12 protein-coding genes are annotated in these 20,274 nt (G+C 68.1%); 6 read left to right on the top strand and 6 right to left on the bottom strand.

Translation table 11 applies throughout. The features are described from left to right. Positions 1–9: 9 nt before the first annotated feature. On the bottom strand, positions 10–1,617 hold the full coding sequence (locus DMP23_RS01750; protein ID WP_337819947.1) for an ABC transporter substrate-binding protein: 1,608 nt from the start codon (positions 1,615–1,617) through the stop codon (positions 10–12). 214 nt (positions 1,618–1,831) lie between these two features. Here DMP23_RS01750 and DMP23_RS01745 point away from each other — a divergent pair, with 214 nt between their 5' ends. From DMP23_RS01745 to DMP23_RS01730, 4 genes are all read left to right on the top strand, one after another. After that, positions 1,832–2,563: a FadR/GntR family transcriptional regulator gene (locus DMP23_RS01745; protein ID WP_043833627.1), complete on the top strand. Its 732-nt coding sequence runs from the start codon at positions 1,832–1,834 to the stop codon at positions 2,561–2,563. A gap of 19 nt (positions 2,564–2,582) precedes the next feature. Further along, the gene (locus DMP23_RS01740) at positions 2,583–3,122 is read left to right on the top strand and encodes a GNAT family N-acetyltransferase (RefSeq protein WP_337819946.1); all 540 of its coding nucleotides are present in this window, start codon (positions 2,583–2,585) and stop codon (positions 3,120–3,122) included. Positions 3,123–3,216: 94 nt separating this feature from the next. Then, entirely contained in the window at positions 3,217–3,948 is a 732-nt protein-coding gene (locus tag DMP23_RS01735) for a sugar phosphate isomerase/epimerase family protein (RefSeq protein WP_337819945.1), read from the top strand. Continuing rightward, positions 3,945–5,027 (top strand): Gfo/Idh/MocA family protein, encoded by a 1,083-nt coding sequence (locus DMP23_RS01730; RefSeq protein ID WP_337819944.1) that lies wholly within the window; start codon positions 3,945–3,947, stop codon positions 5,025–5,027. Before DMP23_RS01735 ends, DMP23_RS01730 begins: the two co-directional genes overlap by 4 nt. Before the next feature lie 487 nt (positions 5,028–5,514). Here the strand turns inward: DMP23_RS01730 and DMP23_RS01725 are convergent, their stop codons facing one another. Further along, positions 5,515–6,111, bottom strand: a complete 597-nt coding sequence (locus tag DMP23_RS01725; protein ID WP_337819943.1) for a TetR/AcrR family transcriptional regulator — start codon at positions 6,109–6,111, stop codon at positions 5,515–5,517. Positions 6,112–6,212: 101 nt separating this feature from the next. Between DMP23_RS01725 and DMP23_RS01720 the strand changes: the two genes are divergently transcribed. Further along, positions 6,213–7,382, top strand: coding sequence for an MFS transporter (locus DMP23_RS01720; protein WP_134733379.1), 1,170 nt, complete (start codon positions 6,213–6,215; stop codon positions 7,380–7,382). A gap of 5 nt (positions 7,383–7,387) precedes the next feature. Here the strand turns inward: DMP23_RS01720 and DMP23_RS01715 are convergent, their stop codons facing one another. The 4 genes from DMP23_RS01715 to DMP23_RS01700 are packed head-to-tail and all read right to left on the bottom strand — an operon-like array spanning position 7,388 to position 18,538. Beyond that, a complete protein-coding gene (locus DMP23_RS01715) occupies positions 7,388–8,194 on the bottom strand; it encodes an ABC transporter permease (protein ID WP_158714564.1) in 807 nt (268 codons plus the stop codon). After that, positions 8,191–8,961: an ABC transporter permease gene (locus DMP23_RS01710; RefSeq protein WP_037818579.1), complete on the bottom strand. Its 771-nt coding sequence runs from the start codon at positions 8,959–8,961 to the stop codon at positions 8,191–8,193. Before DMP23_RS01710 ends, DMP23_RS01715 begins: the two co-directional genes overlap by 4 nt. Beyond that, a complete protein-coding gene (locus tag DMP23_RS01705) occupies positions 8,958–9,917 on the bottom strand; it encodes an ABC transporter ATP-binding protein (RefSeq protein WP_337819942.1) in 960 nt (319 codons plus the stop codon). Before DMP23_RS01705 ends, DMP23_RS01710 begins: the two co-directional genes overlap by 4 nt. 8 nt (positions 9,918–9,925) lie before the next feature. After that, positions 9,926–18,538: an amino acid adenylation domain-containing protein gene (locus DMP23_RS01700; protein ID WP_337819941.1), complete on the bottom strand. Its 8,613-nt coding sequence runs from the start codon at positions 18,536–18,538 to the stop codon at positions 9,926–9,928. A 573-nt stretch (positions 18,539–19,111) separates the two neighbouring features. On the opposite strand from DMP23_RS01700, the gene DMP23_RS01695 reads away from it, so the two are divergent. Next, the gene (locus tag DMP23_RS01695; RefSeq protein WP_240691496.1) at positions 19,112–20,242 is read left to right on the top strand and encodes an acyl-CoA dehydrogenase family protein; all 1,131 of its coding nucleotides are present in this window, start codon (positions 19,112–19,114) and stop codon (positions 20,240–20,242) included. The last annotated feature ends 32 nt before the right edge of the window (positions 20,243–20,274 follow it).

Genomic DNA, 20,274 nt, shown 5'->3' with positions numbered 1-20,274 from the left:
GTCTCCTTGTCAGACCGGTTTGGCCTGGTTGAGGTAGATGCCCGGGTATCCCTGGGCGCGGACGCCGCTGATCGCCTTCGGGTCCCACGCGGTCCCCATCTGCGTGAAGACGATCGGGTAGATCACCGCCTGCTCGGAAATCTGGTCGAGCAACTGCTTGTACAGCCCGCCGCGCTTCGTCTCGTCGGTTTCCGCGGCGGCCTTGTCCTGCAACGCGAGCAACGCGTTGGTGTCGTCGCCGTTCCAGCGCGCGTACTTCGTCATGAGCACCGATTGCGCGTCGTAGTAGTAGCGGATGAGCAGGTCGGGGTCGTTGCCGAACTGCAGCGGGTTGTTCGTGGTGGCCACGACCTGGAAGTCGTCGCCGTTGTCCAGTTTGGAGAACAGCGCCTTCGTGTCCTGGGAGTCCAAAGTGGTCTGCACGCCGATCGCGTCCCAGCCCTCCTTGATCACCTTGACGCAGTCGAGCACCAGCGAAGTGTTCGTTGTGGACAGCGAGATCCTCAGTCCGCTCACACCCGCTTCGGCGAGCAGCTGCTTCGCCTTTTCCGGGTTGAACTCGAAACTCTGCGACGCGGGCTGCGAACCGGGCAGCTTGGGGTTGATGAACGACGTGCCCGCGGTTCCGGTGCCGCGCAAGCCGATCTCGATCATCTTCTTCTTGTCGATCGCGTAATGCAGCGCCTGGCGGACCCGCTTGTCGGCGAACGGCGAGTGCTTGGTGTTGAAAAGCAGGAACAGGTTGTTGCCGCCGTCGGCGAATTCGACCGTGCGGCCCGCCTTGCGGAGCTGCTCGGCGTTGGCGGGCGGGATGTTCTCCGCGATCTGCGCGTCCGGCTTGGCCCCGGAGATCGCCGCCACTCGCGGTGCGGAATCCACAATGGACTTCCAGAGCATCTTGTCGTACGCGGCCGGGCGCGGGCCGTTGTAGTCCGCGAACTTCTCGAACGAGGTGTGCGAAAGCGGCGCCTGCTCGGTGATCTTGTACGGCCCGGAGCCGACGACCTTGCCCGCGGCGGCGGCCTTCCAGTTGTTCTCGAACACGTGCTTGGGCACGATCTTGCAGATCTGGATCCGCTGCAGCGCGTACGGGAACGCGAACTTCAGCTTGAACTCCACTGTCTTCGCGTCGACCTTCGTGACCGACTCCAGCCACTGCGAGAAGAAGCTGTGGATGAGCACGTTTTCTTTCGGGTCGAGCACACGGGCGTAGGTGAACACCACGTCGTCCGCGGTCACCGGCTTCCCGTCGTGCCACTTCGCGCCGTCGCGCAGTTCGAAGCGCAGCGTGGTGCTCTTGAGGTCGGCAGGCAGCGCCTTGGCCAGGCCGGGGAACGGTTCCCGGGTGACCGGATCGCCCTCGACGAGCGATTCGTAGCTGTGCAGGATCGCCGCCATCGCGAACGCCGACGCGGTCTGCAGCGGGTCCCAGGTCTGGTTGTTGCCGTACCCGATCACCGCGGTGACCGAACCGGACGAACTGCCGGTCTTGTTGGTCGACGCGGGGCCGCCGCACGCGGCGAGCGTCGACGAAACCGCTGCGGCGGCCCCGGCGAGGCCGGCGTAGCGCAGCAGTGCGCGCCGGTTGAACTGAGTCCCCATGGCGGTTCGGGACATGGCGTCTCCTGACTTGATGCGGTGTTCCACCCAGAAAGCATCGAGAAGTAGGACGTGGGACGTCCTATGACTTGCCGGAACCCTAAGTCCCGTTCCCGCCCCGGTCAAGAGGCTTGTTCCCACCCGCGCGGGTGCAGCGGCGCGAGCCGATCATGACGTAGGATGTCCTCCGATGGCGACGTGCCAGTGCAAGAAAGACATCCGGGAGACACGTGTGGCGCGCCCGCAACGCAGTGAAGAGATCACCAAGCAGATCATCGACCTGATCGTCGACCGGCAGCTGCCGACCGGCGCGCCGATGCCGACCGAATTGAGCCTCGCCGAGGACATCGGGGTCAGCCGGAATTCGATCCGGGAGGCGGTGAAGGCGCTGCAGGCGCTCGGCATCGTCGAGGTCCGGCACGGGTACGGCACGTTCGTCGGCTCGGCGGGGTCGGAGGCGCTGCAGACGTGGCTGCTCTTCCGCACGCGCAGCCGCGGCAGCACCGACGCCGGACGGCTGCGCGACCTGCTCGAGGTCCGCGAGATGATCGAAACGGAGCTGACCAGCCGGGTCGCGCGCGACCACCGGCCGGAGCTGATCGGGGAACTGCAGGCGTGCGTGGCGCGGATGCGCCGCAAGGGGCCGGACGCGGCGGTGGCCGACCGCGAATTCCACGACCTCATCTGCGCCGAGGCGGGGTTCGACCTGGCGCGCGAGCTGACCGGCTTGTTCTGGGACGTCTACCGGGCCGCGGAAGGCGAAATGGGCGGGCCGGTTTCGTCCGCTCCGGCCACCGCGAAACGACACCAGGCGATCGTGGACGCGCTCGTGAGCGGCGACGCGGAAGCGGCCGCGCACGCGGTGCACCGGCATTTCGACGAGGTGCGCAAGCGCGCGAAAGCCGGTCGCTACGGCGGCTTCGGGGAGGCACGGCCCGCGGTTTCCGGCTCGGCCGCCAGCTGAGTGTGGTTAGTCTGGACAGGTGACGACTCCGGAGATCGCCTTTCTGCCGCCGTCCGCCGCCGAGGACGCCGCGCTGGTGGCCTTGCTGACCGATCTGGTGAACACCGTCTACGCGAAGGCCGAGGCGGGATTGTGGGCCGGTTCGGCCGATCGGACCAACGCCGCGGAGATGGCCGGGCTGGTTCGCGCCGGGGAAATCGCGGTCGCCCGGATCGACGGGGCCGTGGTGGGCTCGGTCCGGATCCAGCGGCTGGCTGAGGATCTCGGGGAGTTCGGTCTGCTCGCTGCCTCGCCGGAGGTGCGCGGCGCGGGGATCGGGCGGGAGCTGGTCCGGTTCGCGGAGAGGCATTGCCGGGCCGGGGGGTGCACGCGGATGCAGCTCGAGCTGCTGGTGCCGCGGGAGTGGACGCATCCGTCCAAGGAGTTCCTCGCGCAGTGGTACGGCCGGCTGGGGTACCGGGTGGTGGAGACTTCAACGATCGACGGGCCGCATCCGGAGCTGGCTCCGCTGCTGGCCACTCCGTGCGATTTTCTGATCTGGCACAAGGAACTCGGCTGATCTTGTCCCCGGGATTTCCGTCCGGTTTTGTCCTGGTGTCAATTCTGACCAGGTGGTAGGAATTGGCGAAAGCCCTCTACTGCTGGGAGTTGGCATGGATGGACCTTCGGTGCAGCTCTACTCGGTGCGCGACGCGTTCGCGGCCGATCCGGACGAGACGTTGCGGAGGCTGGCTGCGATCGGGTTCGGCAGCGTGGAGCCGTACGGGGTGGTGGAGAACGTCGAGGCGCTTCGTGCGGGGCTGGCCGCGCACGGGTTGAGCGCGCCGACCGCACATGCCGCGTTGGTCGGGAAGGAGCTGGATGCGGTGTTCGCGGCGGCTCGGGAATTGGGGATCGAAGTCGTCATCGAACCAATGATTCCGGCGGCACAGTGGCAGAATTCAGCGGATATCGTTGCCGCTGCGGAAGCGCTCAATGCCGCGGCGAAGGTCGCGGCCGGGTACGGCGTGCGGGTCGGGTACCACAATCATTGGTGGGAGCTGGAATCGCGGATCGACGGGCGCAGCGCGTTGGAGGTCTTCGCGGATCGGCTTGACCCGGAGGTCGTGCTGGAGGTCGACGCCTACTGGGCCGCGGCGGGCGGTGAGGACGCACCCGCGTTGCTGCGTCGGCTGGCGGAGCGGGTGTGCGCGATTCACGTGAAGGACGGGTCGCTGGCGGTCGATGCTTCCGGGCAGGTGCCCGCGGGGCAGGGGCGGGTGCCGCTGGCGGACGTGCTCGCGGCGGCTCCGGAGGCGTTGCGGGTGGTGGAGTTCGATCGGCATGAGGATGTTTTCGGGGGTATCGCGGAGAGTTTCGCTTATCTCGCCGGGGTGGGGAAGTGACGGTCGGGGTCGGGGTTGTCGGGGCTGGGTTTATCAGTGACACCTATTTGGAGAATTTGACGGCGTTTCCGGATCTGCGGGTGGTGGGGATCGCTGATCTCGATTTATCCCGGGCTCGGGGGCAGGCGGCGAAATACGGGGTTCCGTGGAGTGGGTCGATGGCGGATCTGCTCGCGTTGCCGGATGTCGAGATCGTCGTGAATCTGACTGTGCCCGCGGTGCATGTCGAGGTGAGTCTCGCGGCGGTGGAGGCGGGGAAGCACGTTTGGACGGAGAAACCGATCGGGGTGGATCGGCAGACGGTCCGGAAACTTCTCGACCGGGCGCGGGAAAAGGGCGTGAGGGTGGCTGGGGCGCCGGACACCCTTCTGGGGGCTGGGCACCAGACCGCGCTTCGTGCGCTTGACCGGATCGGGGTTCCTGTTGCGGCGCTGGCGTTGTTTCAGACGCCTGGGCCGGAGAGCTGGCATCCCGCGCCGGAGTTTTTGTTTCAGGCCGGGGGCGGGCCGTTGCTGGATATCGGGCCTTATTACTTGACGCAGCTGGTGCAGGTTTTTGGGGCGGTGCGGAAGGTTACTGGGGTTGGCGGGCGGGGGCGGGAGACTCGGGTGATTGGGGCTGGGCCTCGGGCTGGTGTTGAGTTTGCGGTTACTGTGCCTACTACGGTTAGTGCGTTGATCGAGTTTGTGCGCGGGGGGTGTGCGCAGGTTTTGTTGTCTTTTGATTCTGCGTTGCGGCGGACTGGAGTTGTTGAGGTTTCTGGTTCGTTGGGGACTGCGGTTTTGCCGGATCCTAATCGGTTTGACGGTTCTGCTGTCTTGCATGTGGGTGGGGAGTCTGAGGAGGTTGCCGCGGTGGGGCATTCGGGTTCTCGGGGTACGGGGGTGCTTGATTTGGCTCGGGCGGTTCGGGCTGGGGTGGGGGAGAGGGCTTCAGGGGAGATGGCTTATCACGTGCTGGATGTGATGGTGGCTGTTGAGGAGTCCATGGAGCTTGGGGTGGGGGTTGAGGTCTCCAGTCGGGTGGAGCCGGGGGAGCTGTTGCCCGTTGAGTGGGATCCGTTTTCGCGGACGTTGTGAACGGCTCGTCGCCTGGCGGCGACATCGCGTTCCTTGGTTGCGTGGGGCACCCCGAAGCTTGATTGTGCTGACGGTCTGGGGGTGCTTGTCAAGGCGGGAAAGATGCCTTGACAAGCACCCCCAGACCGCAGGGAGGCTTCGTATCGGGGTGCGGGGGAGGGGCTGGGTGCCTCGCTCGTGGGTGCATCGGCTGCGGGTGGGTGGGGTGGGGGCTAGCGCCCCAATGTGGCATTGGGTGCGTGGGATGCACCCAATGTGGCGTTCGGTGCATGGGACGCAACCAATGCCGCATTGGGGCGGCATCCCGGTCTGGTGGCGGGACGGTCCGTGAAGGGCTCCTTGAGGGAATCTGAGTCAGTGAAGGGGCCCCTCGCGGACGGTGGAGGGTCGTGAGGGGAACCCTGAGGGAATCAGAGTCAATGAGGGTGGCCCTCACGGACGGCGCTGGCGGAGATCCGCCATCCAGGGGTGGATTTTCGGGTTTCGCCTATTTCGGGAACAGGGGGACGGTCAGGAGAGTTTGCAGAGAGAGGCGGAGGGAACCGACTGCATCTACTTGCGTGGGGGTGGTGAGCCACTGGACCTGGAGGCCGTCCATCAGTGCGATGAAGGTGAGTGCCGCCAAGTCCGGGTCCGTGCCGGGGCGCAGCTCGCCTGTTTCGGCGAGCGCGCGGAACGACTGGGCGATGCTCTCGCGGGCCTCGCGGTAATGGCGGGCGAAGTAGGCGTGTGCGGGGTGGTCCTCCGACACCGCTTCGGCGGCGAGGCGGGAGTACACCTCGACGATGCCCCGGTGGCGGACGTTGTATTCGGCCAGCGCGATGAAGCGGCGCAGGACTTCCAGGCCGGGCGGGGCGGAGAGTTGTTCCCGGACGGCGTCCTCGGCGTCGCGGCGTTCCAGGACTGCCGCGAGCAGTGCTTCCTTCGTCGGGAAGTGGTACAGCAAGCCGGCGTGGGTGATGCCTGCTCGTTTGGCTATTTCCCGCAGCGACGCGCCGTGGTAGCCGGCCTCGCCGTACACCGCGGCGGCCGCCGACACGATGTCGTCCCGGCGGATTCTGCCCTTCAGGTAGCCCTCGCTCACGGGGCGGCGATCGGTTCGGCTTCCACCCGCCCATCATGCCCCAGCCCGTCCCGCACCCGTGTTCCTGACTGGACCCGACCCCCGAAGAGGAGCCGAGCCCGATGACCGAGCTTTCCCCGCCCCCGGTGCTGCCCCGCGCGGCGCGCGTCGGCACCTGGATCGTGTTCGCCCTGTGCGGGTTCGCGGTCGGCATGTGGGTGGTGCACATCCCGGTGATCGAGCGCGCGACCGGCGTCTCGCACACCGCGCTCGGGGCGCTGCTGCTCGTGCTCGGCGGATCGGCGCTGATCGGGATGCAGGTCACCGGCCCGCTCGCGGACCGGTTCGGGCATCCGCGGGTGGTGTCCGTCGCGGGGGTGCTCGTCGGGGTCGCGGTGGTGCTGCCGGGGTTCGCGGCGAACTGGTGGACGCTCGGGCTCGCGCTCGCGGCGTTCGGGTTCTTCAACGGCTCCCTCGACGTCGCGATGAACGCGCACGCGGTAGTCGTCGAACGCGCTTATCCGCGGCCGATCATGGCCGCCTTCCACGCGATGTGGTCGATCGGCGGTGCGATCGCGGCCGTCGTCGGCGCGGCGGTGCTTGGCGCGGGAGTGCCGACGCTCGTGTCGCTCGGCGGTACCGGAGTCCTGTGCATCGTGGTTTCGCTGGTGGTCCGCCGGTACTTGCTCGACTCGTCGGAGGAGACCGCCGAAGAAACCACCGAGGAAGCCAAACCGGCCCGCACCCCGATGCGCGTGGTGTGGCTGCTCGGTCTGCTGGCTTTCGCGCTGATGCTGTCCGAGGGCGTCGCGAACGACTGGGCCGCGCTGTATCTCCGGGACGGGCTGGGGACGTCCGAAAGCACCGCCGCCCTGGCTTACGGCTCGTTCGCGGTGGCGATGACCGTCGGCCGGTTCGCGACCGACCGGGTCGCCGCGCTGGCCGGACCGGTCGCGGTGGTCCGTTACGGCAGCGGGCTCGCCGCGCTGGGACTGGCTATCGCGTCGCTCGCGCCGTGGGTGCCGCTGTCGTTGTGCGGCTGGGCGTTGTTCGGGCTCGGGCTGTCCGGCGGCGTCCCGCAGCTGTTCACCGCGGCGGGCAACCTGGACAAACGCGCGTCCGGGGCGCTGATGGCGCGGGTGGTCGGCGTCGGCTACGTCGGGCTGCTGGCCGGCCCGGCGATCATCGGCGGGCTGGCGCACTGGGTGCCGCTGAACGTCGCGTTCCTGCTTCCGCTGGCATTGTGCCTGGTGGCGGTGGTGTTCGCGTCCGCGATGAAGCCCCGCGGCTGAGCCGGTCAGCCGCCGAACTCGATGGTGCCGTCGCGGCGGCCCGTCGTGAAGATCCGGCGGCAGACCAGGAACGCGATCAGCAGCCAGCCCGCGAACACAGCCAGTTCCAGCGCGACATTCGGCAGGACCTGTCCGGCGCCCGCCCCGTGCAGCACGTCGCGCACCGCCTGCAGGCCGTGCGTGAGCGGGACGACCTGGCTGACCGCCCGCACCCAGCCGGGCCAGAAGGCCACCGGCACCTGGACGCCGGTGACGATCATGAGCATGATGCTGGCCAGCCGTCCGATCAGGTTGCGCGCCGGCATGAACCGGAGCGCGAGCATCCCGATCGTCAGGCCGAACGCGTAGGCGCTGATGCTCACCACGACGATGATCGGCACCGAGAGCAGGGCGGCGCCCACTGGCAGCTGCACGCCGAGCACCGGGGCCAGCAACAGCAGGCAGACCGAACTGCACGCGATGCCGTCCAGCATCCATTGCACGCTGCGGCCGACCAGCACGACGAACGGGTCCGACGGGCTGCTGGCCAGCAGCGGGAAAGTGCCGGTCAGCCGTTCCCACGAGGTGCTCGCGACCACCAGCAGCACCACGTCGGCGGTGATGTACACCGAGTTGCCCACGACCAGGTACTCGAGGCTGGACTGGGACCCGAGCAAGCGCCCGATCAGCGCGAACAGCGTGACCTGGCACAGGATCCGGGCGAGCCACGCGAACGTCCACGATTTCCACGTGTAGGTGGAGCGCATGTCGGTCAGCGCGCTGACCGCCGCGCAGCGCAGAATCCTGCCGTTCTCCAGCACCGAGCCCCTCACGCGTACCCCACCGTCCCGTTGCGTCGCAGTCTGTTCAGGATCGCCTTCATCAGCGCTGTCCCGGCGACCAGCCCGGCCCCGCCCAGCCCGAGCACGATCGCCAGCCGCAGCACCGGCTGGTGCGGGGCCTCGGGGCGCAGGCAGTCGCGAAGCAGGTCCGAGGACCAGGAAAGGAAGAACACCCTGGCGACCGGCTGGGCCCAGTCCGGCAGGAACGAGATCGGCACGATCGTCCCGCCCAGGATGTAGAACGGATACGACATCGAGTTCTGGAAGATCCGGGCCGAGCGGGCGAGCGCGAACAGCGCCGCCATGATCGACGCGGTGCCCACCATCGCCGCCGCGGTGCAGACCAGGGTGAGCACGAAGAGAACGGGATGGGCGACGGTGACGACCGAACCGAAGACCGCCCATCCGACGACGGAGCTCTCGGCCAGCCCGCCGAAGCTGACCACGGTGATCGCGGCGATCCGGCCGAGCAGCAGCACCGGGTACGGTGCGGGCGCGGCCAGCACCCCTTCGAGGGTGCCGCCCCATCGTTCGATGTCGATCAGTTCGCCGGACACGAACAGCGCGGTGGCCCAGACCGTCATCATGGCCGAGCCGATGATGGCGTACGGGGCCAGGTCCGCCCGGCCCGCCTGGCGCATGATCGCCAGCATCGCGATCGCCAGCAGGGGGATCGTCACCAGCGACAGCAGGTAGTCCGGCGTGCGGCGCAGGACCGAGAGCTGGAATCGCGCGGAGGACAGGAAGAGGGAGATCATCGGACGCTGAGCCCTCGATCCCCGATCACGCGCAGATAGACCTCTTCGAGGCTGGGCCGCGCAGCCGAAACCTGGGTGACTCCCGCGTCGAGCAGTGCGCGCAGCACCTCGGCCGAGGCGCCCTCCGCGGCCGTCTCGATCACCGCGGAGCCGTCGGGCCGTTCGGCGACCGAGGCGACTCCCGGCAGCGCTTCGATCCGGCGCCTGGCCTCGGCGGGCAGTTGCCCGGCGACGACCCGCTCGTAACGGGAAATCCACTGGCCGAGGGTCTTCGGTTCCTCGGTCGCGAGCATCCGGCCGCCGTCGATCAGGGACACGCGGTCGCAGAGCGCCTCGGCCTCGGCCATGTCGTGCGTCGTGACCAGGATCGAACGGCCGTCGTCCCGGAGTTCGGCGACGAGCCGGCGGAAGTCCCGCGCCGCGACCGGGTCCATGCCGACGGTCGGCTCGTCGAAGATCAGCACCCTGGGGTCGCCGATCAGTCCGCGGGCGAGGTGCAGCCGCTGCTTCATGCCCCGGGACATGGTCTCGACCGGGTCGTCGGCGCGATCGGCGAGACCGAGCCGGTCCAGCAGCGCGACGACCTGTTTCTTGGCCGTCTTGCGCGGCTGCCGGTACAGCGCGGCCCAGTAGAGGAGGTTCTGCCGGGCAGTCAGCCGGAGGTACAGACCCCGTTCGCCGCCGAAGACGATGCCGATGGCGCGCCGCACCGCGTCGGCGTCCGCGACCACGTCGTGCCCGTGGATCTTCGCGCTGCCCGAGGTCGGCAGCAGGACTGTACAGAGGATCTTGCACAGGGTGGTCTTGCCCGCTCCGTTCGGGCCGAGCAGTCCGTGCACCTGTCCCTCGGCCACTTCGAGATCGACGTCGCTGAGCGCGTGCCGAACCTCCTTTTTGCGCTGGTAGACGCGGCAGAGCCCGCGGATCTCGACTGCCTTCGTTTCACCGTGTCCCATGGGGATGCTCATTCCTGTCGCGAAGTCAGCTGGTCCCGCAGCACCGCGGCGATCCGGGCGAGCGGTTCGGGGTCGAGCAGGTGATGGTGGCCGGCGGGAACGTCGTGCACCGCCAGCTCTCCGGCGACGAACGGCTGCCACGCCCCCGGCTTCCGGGCGGGCACGTCCCGGTGGCCCTGTGCGCGGAAGAACACGACGTCGCCGCGGAACCGGGCAGGCTCGTGGGCTTCGGCGAGGCGCATGTTCGTCATCAGCACCTCCGAGACGCGGTTCAGCTGTTCCCTGCTCATCGACTGCAGGGCGCCGTCTCCCAGCCGCAGCCGTTCGACCCATTCCTCGCTGGCCCGCGCGCTCCATCCGTCGCTGCCGGGTTCTCCCGCGTACGGGTAGCCGTCGGCGATCGCCAGCAGTTCGACCTTCGCACCGGACTCCTGGAGGAGGACGGCTGTCTCGTGCGCGAGGTTCCCGCCGAAGGACCAGCCCAGCAAGCGGTACGGGCCCTCGGGCTGTACTCGCCGGATCTGCGCCAGGCAGTCCCGCGCCATCTCTCGCAAGCTGCCCGGAGCGTAGGAGGCTTCGGAGAGAGAACGGGCCTGCACGGCGTACAGCGGGAGGTCCGGTAAATGGCCGGCGAACCCCGCGTACGCCCATCCGATGCCGATTCCGGGGTGCAGCAGGAAAAGCGGGGTTCCGGACCTTCCGGGAGCGAGCGGGAGCAGCACCCGGAACGGATCGTCGAGCTGGTTTCTCTCCAGCAGTTCGCTCATTTGCTCGACCGTCGGCGCCTGGAAGACGTCGGCGATGGTGACGGGGCGGTCGAAGGCGGTGTGGATGGCGGTGGCGAGGCGGGCGGCGAGGAGGGAGTGGCCGCCGTGCTGGAAGAAGTTGTCGTGGAGGCCGATCGCGGGCCGCTCGAGGACGGCGGCGAAGAGTCTGGCGAGGGCCTGTTCCTGGGGCGTCGCGGGCCGGGGGTCCCGGGCAGCGGCGACGTGCGGTGCCGGGAGCGCGGAGCGGTCGAGTTTTCCGTTGGGGGAGAGGGGGATCCGAGGGATCACGACGTGATGGGCGGGGAGCATGTAGTGCGGAAGCCGGGCGGCGAGGTGGTCGCGGAGCGCGGCGGCGAGGCCCGCGGGAGTCGGGTGCTGTGGTGCGCGGGGAATCTGGGCGGAGGCCGAGGGTTCGCGGGTGGCGTAGAGGTTGACGAGTGTGGAACCGGTGAGGGTTTCCGGAGTTTCGCGGGTGACGCTGAAGCCGCGGTCTTCGAGCATCGCGGTGATGGTGTGGGCGCGGTTGTTTATGTCGTGGACTTCGATGACGGTTTGCCGGATTGTTTTCCAGTGTTCGGGTCGGATGCCGTGGAGGATTTCGAGTTCGGATTTTTCGGCGTCGATTTTGAGGAGGCCGATGACGGCGATGTGGTGTTCGTCGATGATGTCGGAGAGGGGCCGGATTCGGGTGGTGATTTCGTGGCGGTCGTGGAGACGTTCGGTGATCAGGTCGTCGACCAGCGGGTCGGCGTCGCCGTACCGGTGGGCGTAGGCGTGGACTGAGGCCCGGTCTTGGGTTTCGTCGGCGTGCAGTCCGGAGAGAATCGACAGTTGCGGGTAGTAGGTGAAGGTCGCGGTGGTGGTGTCCTGGTCTCCTAGGGCGTGGTTGAAAAGGCGGGCGTTGATGTTGTGCAGTGTGGTGTTGACGGTGAGTTCTTGGTGGAGCTGGGGGATGGGTTCGAAGGCGTAGATGGTGATGTCGTCGGCTTGGCTGTGGGCGAATAGGGCGAACATGCCGATGTGGGCGCCGATGTCGATGACGGTGTCGCCGGGGTTGAGGTGGATTCCGTGTCGGAGGTATTCGTTGTTGTCGAAGATTTCTTCGTAGAGGAAGTCGATTTCGGCTTGGGTGCGGCCGGTCATGACGGCGCCGTTGGGCAGGCGGTGGCGGGGGAGGTCGGCGTCGAGTTCGGCGAGGCGTCGCAGATAGGGTTCGGCGGGGACGACGTAGCTGACGATTTGCGGGTTGCCAGGGGTGGTTTCGCGCAAGGCGGTGGCGGCGTCGGCGACACCGGGGTGTTCGTTGAGGAGTGCGGTGATTTCGTCGAGTTCGATTCTCTGGCCGCGGATTTTGACCTGGTTGTCGGCGCGGCCGAGATAGTGCAGGTTGCCGGTGGCGTCCCAGCGCGCGATGTCGCCGGTCCGGTACATCCGATCGCCTGGCGACCCCCATGGGTCGGCAAGGAATCGTTCAGCGGTGAGGTCGGGGCGGTTGAGGTAGCCGAGTGCGATTTGGGTTCCCGCGAGATACAGCTCGCCGGGTACGCCGATGGGGCGCGGGTCGCGGTGTTCGTCTAGCACGTAAGCGCGGGTGTTCCAGACGGGCTTGCCAATCGGGACCGTCGGATGTCCGGGGCGGCAGTCCCAGCTGGTGACGTCGACGGCGGCCTCGGTAGGCCCGTAGAGGTTGAACAGCGGTGCCTGTAGCGTTTCGTAGTAGGTGTTTTGCAGGTCCGGCGGCAGCGCTTCACCGCTGCAGACGACCGCGCGGAGGGACGTGCAATTGGCTGCGCGAGGTTCGGTTACGAAAGCGCGAAGCATGGACGGGACGAAATGCGCGATGCTGATTTCTTCCGTGCGGATCAGTTCGGCGAGATACGCGGGATCGCGGTGGCCGCCGGGTTTCGCCACGACCAGGGTCGCGCCCTGGGTGAGCGGCCAGAAGAATTCCCAGACCGAGACGTCGAAGGACGCGGGGGTTTTCTGAATGACGCGGTCGTCGGGAGTGAGGCGGAATTTGTGCTGCATCCACTGGAGCCGGTTGACGATCGCCTCGTGATGCACTACGACGCCTTTAGGCCGACCGGTCGAGCCGGACGTGTAGATCACGTAAGCGGGTGCGTCGCCCCGAACCGGGCGTGCTGGCGCGACAACGGCACCGTCACCGGGGGCGGCCACGATCGGTGCGGTCCCGGGGAAACGGTGCCGGAACGCTGGGTCGGCCACCAGGGCGGCGGGGTCGGCCTCGTCGATCATCCAGCGGAGCCGGTCGTCGGGAAGGTCGACGTCCAGCGGGAGGTAGGCGGCTCCGGTGCGCAGCGCGGCGAGCAGGGCCACGACGAGGTCGACTGAGCGCGGCAATGCGATGCCGACAACACGCCCAGGACCGGCGCCGTGCTCGGCCAGCCGGGTCGCCAGCGCGGCGGCGCGCTGGTGCAGGTCTGCGTACAAGACGCGTTCCTCGCCGAACACGATCGCTTCCGCGTCCGGGGAACGCTCGGCCTGTGCCTGCAGCAACTCCCACAACCCGGTTTCCGGCACCGGGACCGCGGTGTCGTTCCAGGACGCCAGGACCGCCAGTTCCTCGTCCGTCACCACGCTCAACTGCCCGACCGCCGTGTCAGGCTCGGCGACGGCCCGGTCCAGCAGCGAGGACAGTTGCCGGGCCATCCGCTGGACAGTGCCGGCGTCGAACAGGTCGGTGGCGTACTCGATCTTGCCTTCGATGCCCGCGCTGCCGCCCGCGTCGGCGAACTGTTCGATGAAGCCGAAAGTCAGGTCGAACTTGGCGGTGCGGACGTCCGCGCGCAGCGGCTCGACCGACAGCCCTGGCAGGACGAACTCGTATTCGGCCTGGGTGCGGGTGGTCAGCATGACCTGGAAAAGCGGGTGCCGGGAGAGCAGCCGAGGCGGATTGAGGAGTTCCACGACGGTGTCGAAGGGAACGTCCTGGTGGTCGAACGCGGCGAGGTCGACCGAGCGCACCCGGGCCAGCACCTCGCGGAACGTCGGCGCGCCCGAGAGGTCGATTCTCAGCACCTGCGTGTTGACGAAGAAGCCGACCAGGTCCGCCAGCGCGACGTCGGTCCGGCCTGCGGTGATGCCGCCGATCGGGACGTCGGGGCCTGCCCCGAGCCTGGACAGCAAGACGGCCAGCGCCGCCTGCAGGACCATGTAGGTGCTGGTGCCGGTTTGCGTGGCGAGCTCGCGCACTCGTTCGTGAGTCGCCGCGCTCAGCGCGAGGTCGACTGACGCCCCGCGGTTGGTCGGAGTGCGCGGACGGGGCCGGTCGAACGGCAGCGGCAGGTCCTCGGGCAGTCCGGCGAGCGCGGTCCGCCAGTACTCCAGCTGCCGCGCGTACGAGTCTTCGCCGAGATCTCGTTGCCAGACCGCGTAGTCCGCGTACTGGACCGGCAGTGGTGTCCACTGTGGATCGTTTCCGGCGAGGCGGGCGCGGTACGCGGTCGAGAGATCGCGGCTGAGCGGAGCCATCGACCAGCCGTCACTCGCGATGTGGTGGACGAGCAGGAGCAGCACGTGGTCGGCCGGGCCGAGCCGGAACAGCGTCGCCCGGAGGGGCAGTTCGCGGGACAGGTCGAACGGCCGGCCGGCCGCCGCGTCGATCATGTCCTGCAGCGCGGAAAGCTCGGCGCTGACTTCCGCCAGTTCGATCCGCCCGTCGTGGCGGACCTCCTGCCGGGGCTGGCCGTCGACGACCGGGAAGGCGGTGCGCAGCACCTCGTGCCGCCGGCTCACGTCGTCGAGGGCGGCCGACAGCGCTTGCCGGTTCACTTCGCCGCGCAGCCGCAGGACGGTCGGCAAGTGATAGGTCGGGTCGCCCTGCTGCGTCTGGTTCAGGAACCACAACCGCTGCTGTGCGAAGGACAACGGCACGGATTCCGGCCGTGGCCGCGCGGTGACCGGCGGCAGCTCTGCCGGGCGCCGTTCTTGGTCGAGCGCGGCCGCGAGCGTGCTCACCGTCGGGTACTCGAAGATGTCGGCGATGGTGGTAGGTCGGTCGAGCGTCGTGTGGATGGCGGTGGCGAGGCGGGCGGCGAGGAGGGAGTGGCCGCCGTGCTGGAAGAAGTTGTCGTGGAGGCCGATCGCGGGCCGCTCGAGGACGGCGGCGAAAAGGTCGGCGAGGATGTGTTCTTGAGGGGTGAGCGGCCGGTTGTCGCGGGTGACGGTCGCGTCCGGGGGTGCGGGGAGCGCGGCGTGGTGGAGTTTTCCGTTGGGGGAGAGAGGGATTCGGGGAATGGCGACGTAGTGGGCGGGGAGCATGTAGCGCGGAAGGTGGGCGGCGAGGTGGTCGCGGAGCGCGGCGGCGAGGTCGTCGGCGGTGGTGAAGGCGACGGGCCGTGGCGCGGTGGGTGCGGGTTCGCGGGCAGCGTAGATGTTGACGAGGGAGGAGCCGGTGAGGGTGGCGGCGGTTTCGGTGGTGACGGTGAAGCCGAGTTCGCGAAGCTGAGCCGTGATGGTGTGGGCGCGGTTGTTTATGTCGTGGACTTCGATGACGGTTTGCCGGATTGTTTTCCAGTGTTCGGGTCGGATGCCGTGGAGGATTTCGAGTTCGGATTTTTCGGCGTCGATTTTGAGGAGGCCGATGACGGCGATGTGGTGTTCGTCGATGATGTCGGAGAGGGGCCGGATTCGGGTGGTGATTTCGTGGCGGTCGTGGAGACGTTCGGTGATCAGGTCGTCGACCAGCGGGTCGGCGTCGCCGTACCGGTGGGCGTAGGCGTGGACTGAGGCCCGGTCTTGGGTTTCGTCGGCGTGCAGTCCGGAGAGAATCGACAGTTGCGGGTAGTAGGTGAAGGTCGCGGTGGTGGTGTCCTGGTCTCCTAGGGCGTGGTTGAAAAGGCGGGCGTTGATGTTGTGCAGTGTGGTGTTGACGGTGAGTTCTTGGTGGAGCTGGGGGATGGGTTCGAAGGCGTAGATGGTGATGTCGTCGGCTTGGCTGTGGGCGAATAGGGCGAACATGCCGATGTGGGCGCCGATGTCGATGACGGTGTCGCCGGGGTTGAGGTGGATTCCGTGTCGGAGGTATTCGTTGTTGTCGAAGATTTCTTCGTAGAGGAAGTCGATTTCGGCTTGGGTGCGGCCGGTCATGACGGCGCCGTTGGGCAGGCGGTGGCGGGGGAGGTCGGCGTCGAGTTCGGCGAGACGCTGCAGATAGGGTTCGGCGGGGACGACGTAGCTGACGATTTGCGGGTTCCCGGGGGTCGTTTCGCGGATCGTGGTGGCTGCGTGGGCGACACCGGGATGTTCGTTGAGGAGCGCGGTGATTTCGTCGAGTTCGATTCTCTGGCCGCGGATTTTGACCTGGTTGTCGGCGCGGCCGAGGTAATGGAGGTTGCCGGTGGCGTCCCAGCGCGCGATGTCGCCGGTTCGGTACATGCGTGAGCCGGGCGGTCCCCAGGGGTCGGGGAGGAATCGCTCGGCGGTGAGGTCGGGGCGGTTGAGGTAGCCGAGTGCGATTTGGGTTCCCGCGAGATACAGCTCTCCGGGCGTGCCGATGGGGCGCGGGTTGCGGTCGTTGTCGAGGATGTAGGCGCGGGTGTTCCAGACCGGTCGTCCGATGGGAACGGCGGGGTGCCCGGGGCGGCAGTCCCAGCTGGTGACGTCGACGGCGGCTTCGGTGGGGCCGTAGAGGTTGAACAGGGGAGCTTGCAGGGTTTCGTAGTAGGTGTTTTGCAGGTCCGGCGGCAGTGCTTCGCCGCTGCAGACGACCGCGCGCAGGCTGGTGCATTCGGCTGAGCGGGGTTCGGCGAGGAACGCGCGGAGCATGGACGGGACGAAGTGGGCGATGCTGATGCGTTCGGTGCGGATCAGCTCGGCCAGGTAGGCGGGATCGCGGTGGCCGCCGGGTTTCGCCACGACCAGGGTCGCGCCCTGGATGAGCGGCCAGAAGAATTCCCACACGGACACGTCGAAGGACGCGGGGGTTTTCTGGACGACACGGTCCTCGGGGGTCAGCTCGAACTTGTGCTGCATCCACCGGAGCCGGTTGACGATCGCCTCGTGGTGCACTACGACGCCCTTGGGCCGGCCGGTCGAGCCGGACGTGTAGATCACGTAGGCCGGCGCGGTTCCCGGGACCCGGACCGCCGGTCTGACCGGTGCCGTGCCGGAAGCGGAGACGATCGGCGCGGTGCCGGGAAGGCGGTCGCCGAACCCGGGTTCGGCCACGAGCGCGGCGGGGTCGGCCTCGTCGATCATCCAGCGGAGCCGGTCGTCGGGAAGGTCGACGTCCAGCGGCAGATAGGCGGCTCCGGTGCGCAGTGCGGCGAGCAGGGCCACGACCAGTTCGACCGAACGGGGAAGTGCGACCGCGACGATCCGGCCGGGTCCGGCGCCGTGCTCGGCCAGCCGGGTCGCGAGCGCGGCGGCGCGCTGGTGCAGGTCTGCGTACGAGACGCGCTCGTCGCCGAACGCCACTGCTTCCGCGTCCGGGGAACGCTCTGCCTGTGCCTGCAGCAACTGCCACAGATCCGTTTCCGGCACCGGCGCCGCGGTGTCGTTCCAGGACGCCAGGACCGCCAGCTCCTCGTCCGTCGCCCCGCCCAGTCGCCCGATCGTCGCGTCGGGCTCAGCGGTCGCCTTCGCGGCGAGCAGCGCGAACCGCGCGGCCATGCGTTCGACGGTGTCGCGTTCGAACAGATCGGACCGGTAGGTCAGCACGACCTTCAGCTGTCCGTCGACGACCATCGACCGGAACTCCAGATCGAACCGGGTCACCGGGTTCGTCCAGTGCTGCCGTTCGGCCCCCGTGGACGATTTCGCGTCCTCGGCCGATTCGAACTCGCCGTGATGCAGGAACACCACGTCGAACAGCGGGTTGCCCGCGGCGGACCGGTCCGCCTGAGCCGCCGCGGCCAGGTCGCCGAGCGGCACCCGCTGGCGGTCGACGGCGTCCCGGACATCGGCATGCACCGCGCGCGCCAGTTCACGGAATGTTAGCCCAGTGTAAATTCTGCTTCGCAATGGGACGGTGTTGACGAAGAACCCGACGACGTCGCGAAAGCGCGGATCGGTGCGTCCGTTGAGAACGATTCCAGTGGTGACGTCCTGCTGGCCGCTTTGTATCGAGACCAGCGTCTGGAAGAGGGCTGCGATGACATTGGGAAACGCGCTACGGGTCCGGAGGCTGAGTTTCTTGAGGGCCGATGTCGTTTCTTCGGAAAGTTCGATCTCGACCTGCGCCCCGGGGCTCGCCGATGCACTTCGCCGGGACGAATCCGCAGGCAGCCGGAGGCGTTCGAATCCTGCCATTTTCTCTCGCCAATAGGCGAGGTCGTCGGCGAGCTCGCCGGTTTCGGAACGGCGTTTTTCCCCGGCCGCGAAATCCTCGTAGCCCGTCTCGAGCGGTTCGAGCCCGGTGTCCTCGCCGGTGAGCTCGTGGTCGTAGAACGCGAGGAAGTCGCGCAGCAGGAGCCGGTAGGACCAGCCGTCGACGGCGATGTGGTGGCAGACCAGGCACAGCAGGTCGGCGTCGCCGCCGCGGTGCAGCAGCAGTGCGCGCGCGGGCGGACCGATCCCCAGGTCGAACGGCTCTTTTGTCGCCTCGAGCACCAGGTCTTCCCAGTTCCGGCCGTCGTCGCACCGGCGGTGGCCGAGTGGGATCTCCGGTTCGTCCGCGCAGGTCGCGGAGAGCCCGGCTTCGGTCTCGGCGTAGCGGGTGCGCAACTGGGGATGGCGTCCGGCGAGCCGGCGCAGTGCGTTCCGCAGTGCCCGCTCGTCGGCTCCGCCGGGGAATCGGACAAGCAGCGGTAAATTGTACGCGGTGGCGACCGCGTTGATTTTGTCGGCGATCCACAGCTGCTGCTGGCCCGACGAAACGGCTATTTCGCGCATTCTGTTTTCACCCGCAAGTTCGTGTGTCCGAATAAGGCGAGGCTGTGAACGAAACGCTAAACGGGCGGTGCTGTGCCTGACTGGCCGATGCTCATCCTGTCCCCCTGCTGAGAAGTCGCCGGCGGCCGCCGGAAGAAATGAGGTGATCGCGCACTCGGGGAATTCAATCCAATGGACTAATTCCGCGAAATATTTGTCAGTATACCGAGGGGCCGTCCGCTGTCAACGGCGTTGTCGGCAGCCCTGCTTTCGGCCGTTGACACTCTCCGCAGCCTAGGCTTAGGTTAACGGAGTCTGAACGTGGGACCACATGCCAGGGGGAGGCACGATCTTGCGCGCCACAGTCATTTTTTGCCCGGAGTCGCCGTGACGGCGGCCGCCGGCGGCTGAGTCCGCCCGCGCTGCCCGCGACCGGATGAGCCTCGCTGTGCGCGGGGCCGGTCGCGCTCTCCGAAGGGTGCCGGCCTGCCGGCCATTCCCCGGACTCGTCGGGCCGGGGCCGTTCACCGCCTTTTTGCGAGGACGTCGATGTCTCTGTCTCAAGGTAAGGAACTTCAGGATCGGATAGACCGGGTGCTGCCGGTGCTCCGCGAGCACGCGGCCGAGGTCGACGCGGACGCCAGGTTCCCCGTGGAATCGCTGAACGCGTTGCGGGAACAGGGATTCCTGGGCCTGCCCGCGCCCGTCGCGCACGGCGGCGGCGGTGCTTCGCCCGCGGTCTTCGCCGACGTCGCCCAGCAGCTGGCGGGCGCCTGCCTGTCGACCGCGCAGATCTGGGCCATGCATTTCTTCCAGGTCGACGCGATCGCCCGGTTCGGCACTCCCGAACTGTGCGCGGACCTGCTGCCGCGCGTCGCGCGCGGCGAGGTCTACATCGCGTCGGTGACCAGCGAACGCGGACGCGGCGCGAGTTTGTTCGAGGCGGACGCTCCCTTGCGGCCGGACGGCGACCGCGTGGTGATCGAGCGGACCGCTCCGGTCGTGACCGGCGGCGCGCACGCCGACGGCTACCTCGTCACGATGCGACGCGGTCCGGACTCGTCGCGCCACGACGTCGCCTGGGTCTACGCGGATCGGGCGAGCCTCAAGCGCACCGACGTGGTCGGCGAGTGGAACACCCTCGGGATGCGGGCGACCGAGAGCATCGGCATGGTGCTGGAGGGCGCCGCACCCGCGCACAACGTGCTGCGCGACGGCGAACTCGGCGGCGTGGCAAGGGAAAGCATGATCCCGATGTCGCATCTGGGCTGGGCCGCGTGTTGGCTCGGCGCCGCGCGCGGGGCGCTGGCCGATCTCGTCCGGTGGCTGCGCAAGTCGGGCAAGTTCGACGACGGCGGGCCCTCGGACCTCGTCCTGGAGCGGCTCGGCCGGATCCGGCTCGACCTCGAACTGACCAGCGCGTACCTGACGCGGGTCCGGGAGCGGGTGGAATCGGCGAGGGCGGACGGCCGGTCGCTGTCCGATCCGTGCACGCAGCTGCAGCTCAACTCGCTCAAACTCGCCGCGTCCGAACTCTCCTTCCGCGCGGTCGACGGCATGATCCAGCTGGGCGGCCTCCGGGTCGGCTATCTGAAGAACAGCCCGGTGGCGCTGGAACGCGTGTTCCGGGATCTGCGCGCCGCCAGCCTCAACCACGCGAACGACGGCCTGTGGGTCGGCGTCGGCGGGCTGTCCCTGATGGACCGCTCGGTCGCCTTGATCTGAGCATTCCCCTCGCGCCGTGCGGCCGAGCGTGC

This window comes from Amycolatopsis sp. A1MSW2902, from assembly GCF_017312175.1.
Lineage (GTDB): Bacteria > Actinomycetota > Actinomycetes > Mycobacteriales > Pseudonocardiaceae > Amycolatopsis > Amycolatopsis nivea.
Note: the sequence above shows the minus strand (reverse complement) of the source record. Positions and strands in the feature narration are given on the sequence as shown.

What these genes read in the sequence shown, in the direction of transcription:
- DMP23_RS01750 (WP_337819947.1), bottom strand. Translation starts at nt 1,617, where the DNA reads ATGTCCCGAACCGCCATGGGGACTCAGTTCAACCGGCGCGCACTGCTG.
- DMP23_RS01735 (WP_337819945.1), top strand. Translation starts at nt 3,217, where the DNA reads ATGGATGGACCTTCGGTGCAGCTCTACTCGGTGCGCGACGCGTTCGCG.
- DMP23_RS01720 (WP_134733379.1), top strand. Translation starts at nt 6,213, where the DNA reads ATGACCGAGCTTTCCCCGCCCCCGGTGCTGCCCCGCGCGGCGCGCGTC.
- DMP23_RS01710 (WP_037818579.1), bottom strand. Translation starts at nt 8,961, where the DNA reads ATGATCTCCCTCTTCCTGTCCTCCGCGCGATTCCAGCTCTCGGTCCTG.
- DMP23_RS01705 (WP_337819942.1), bottom strand. Translation starts at nt 9,917, where the DNA reads ATGGGACACGGTGAAACGAAGGCAGTCGAGATCCGCGGGCTCTGCCGC.
- DMP23_RS01700 (WP_337819941.1), bottom strand. Translation starts at nt 18,538, where the DNA reads ATGCGCGAAATAGCCGTTTCGTCGGGCCAGCAGCAGCTGTGGATCGCC.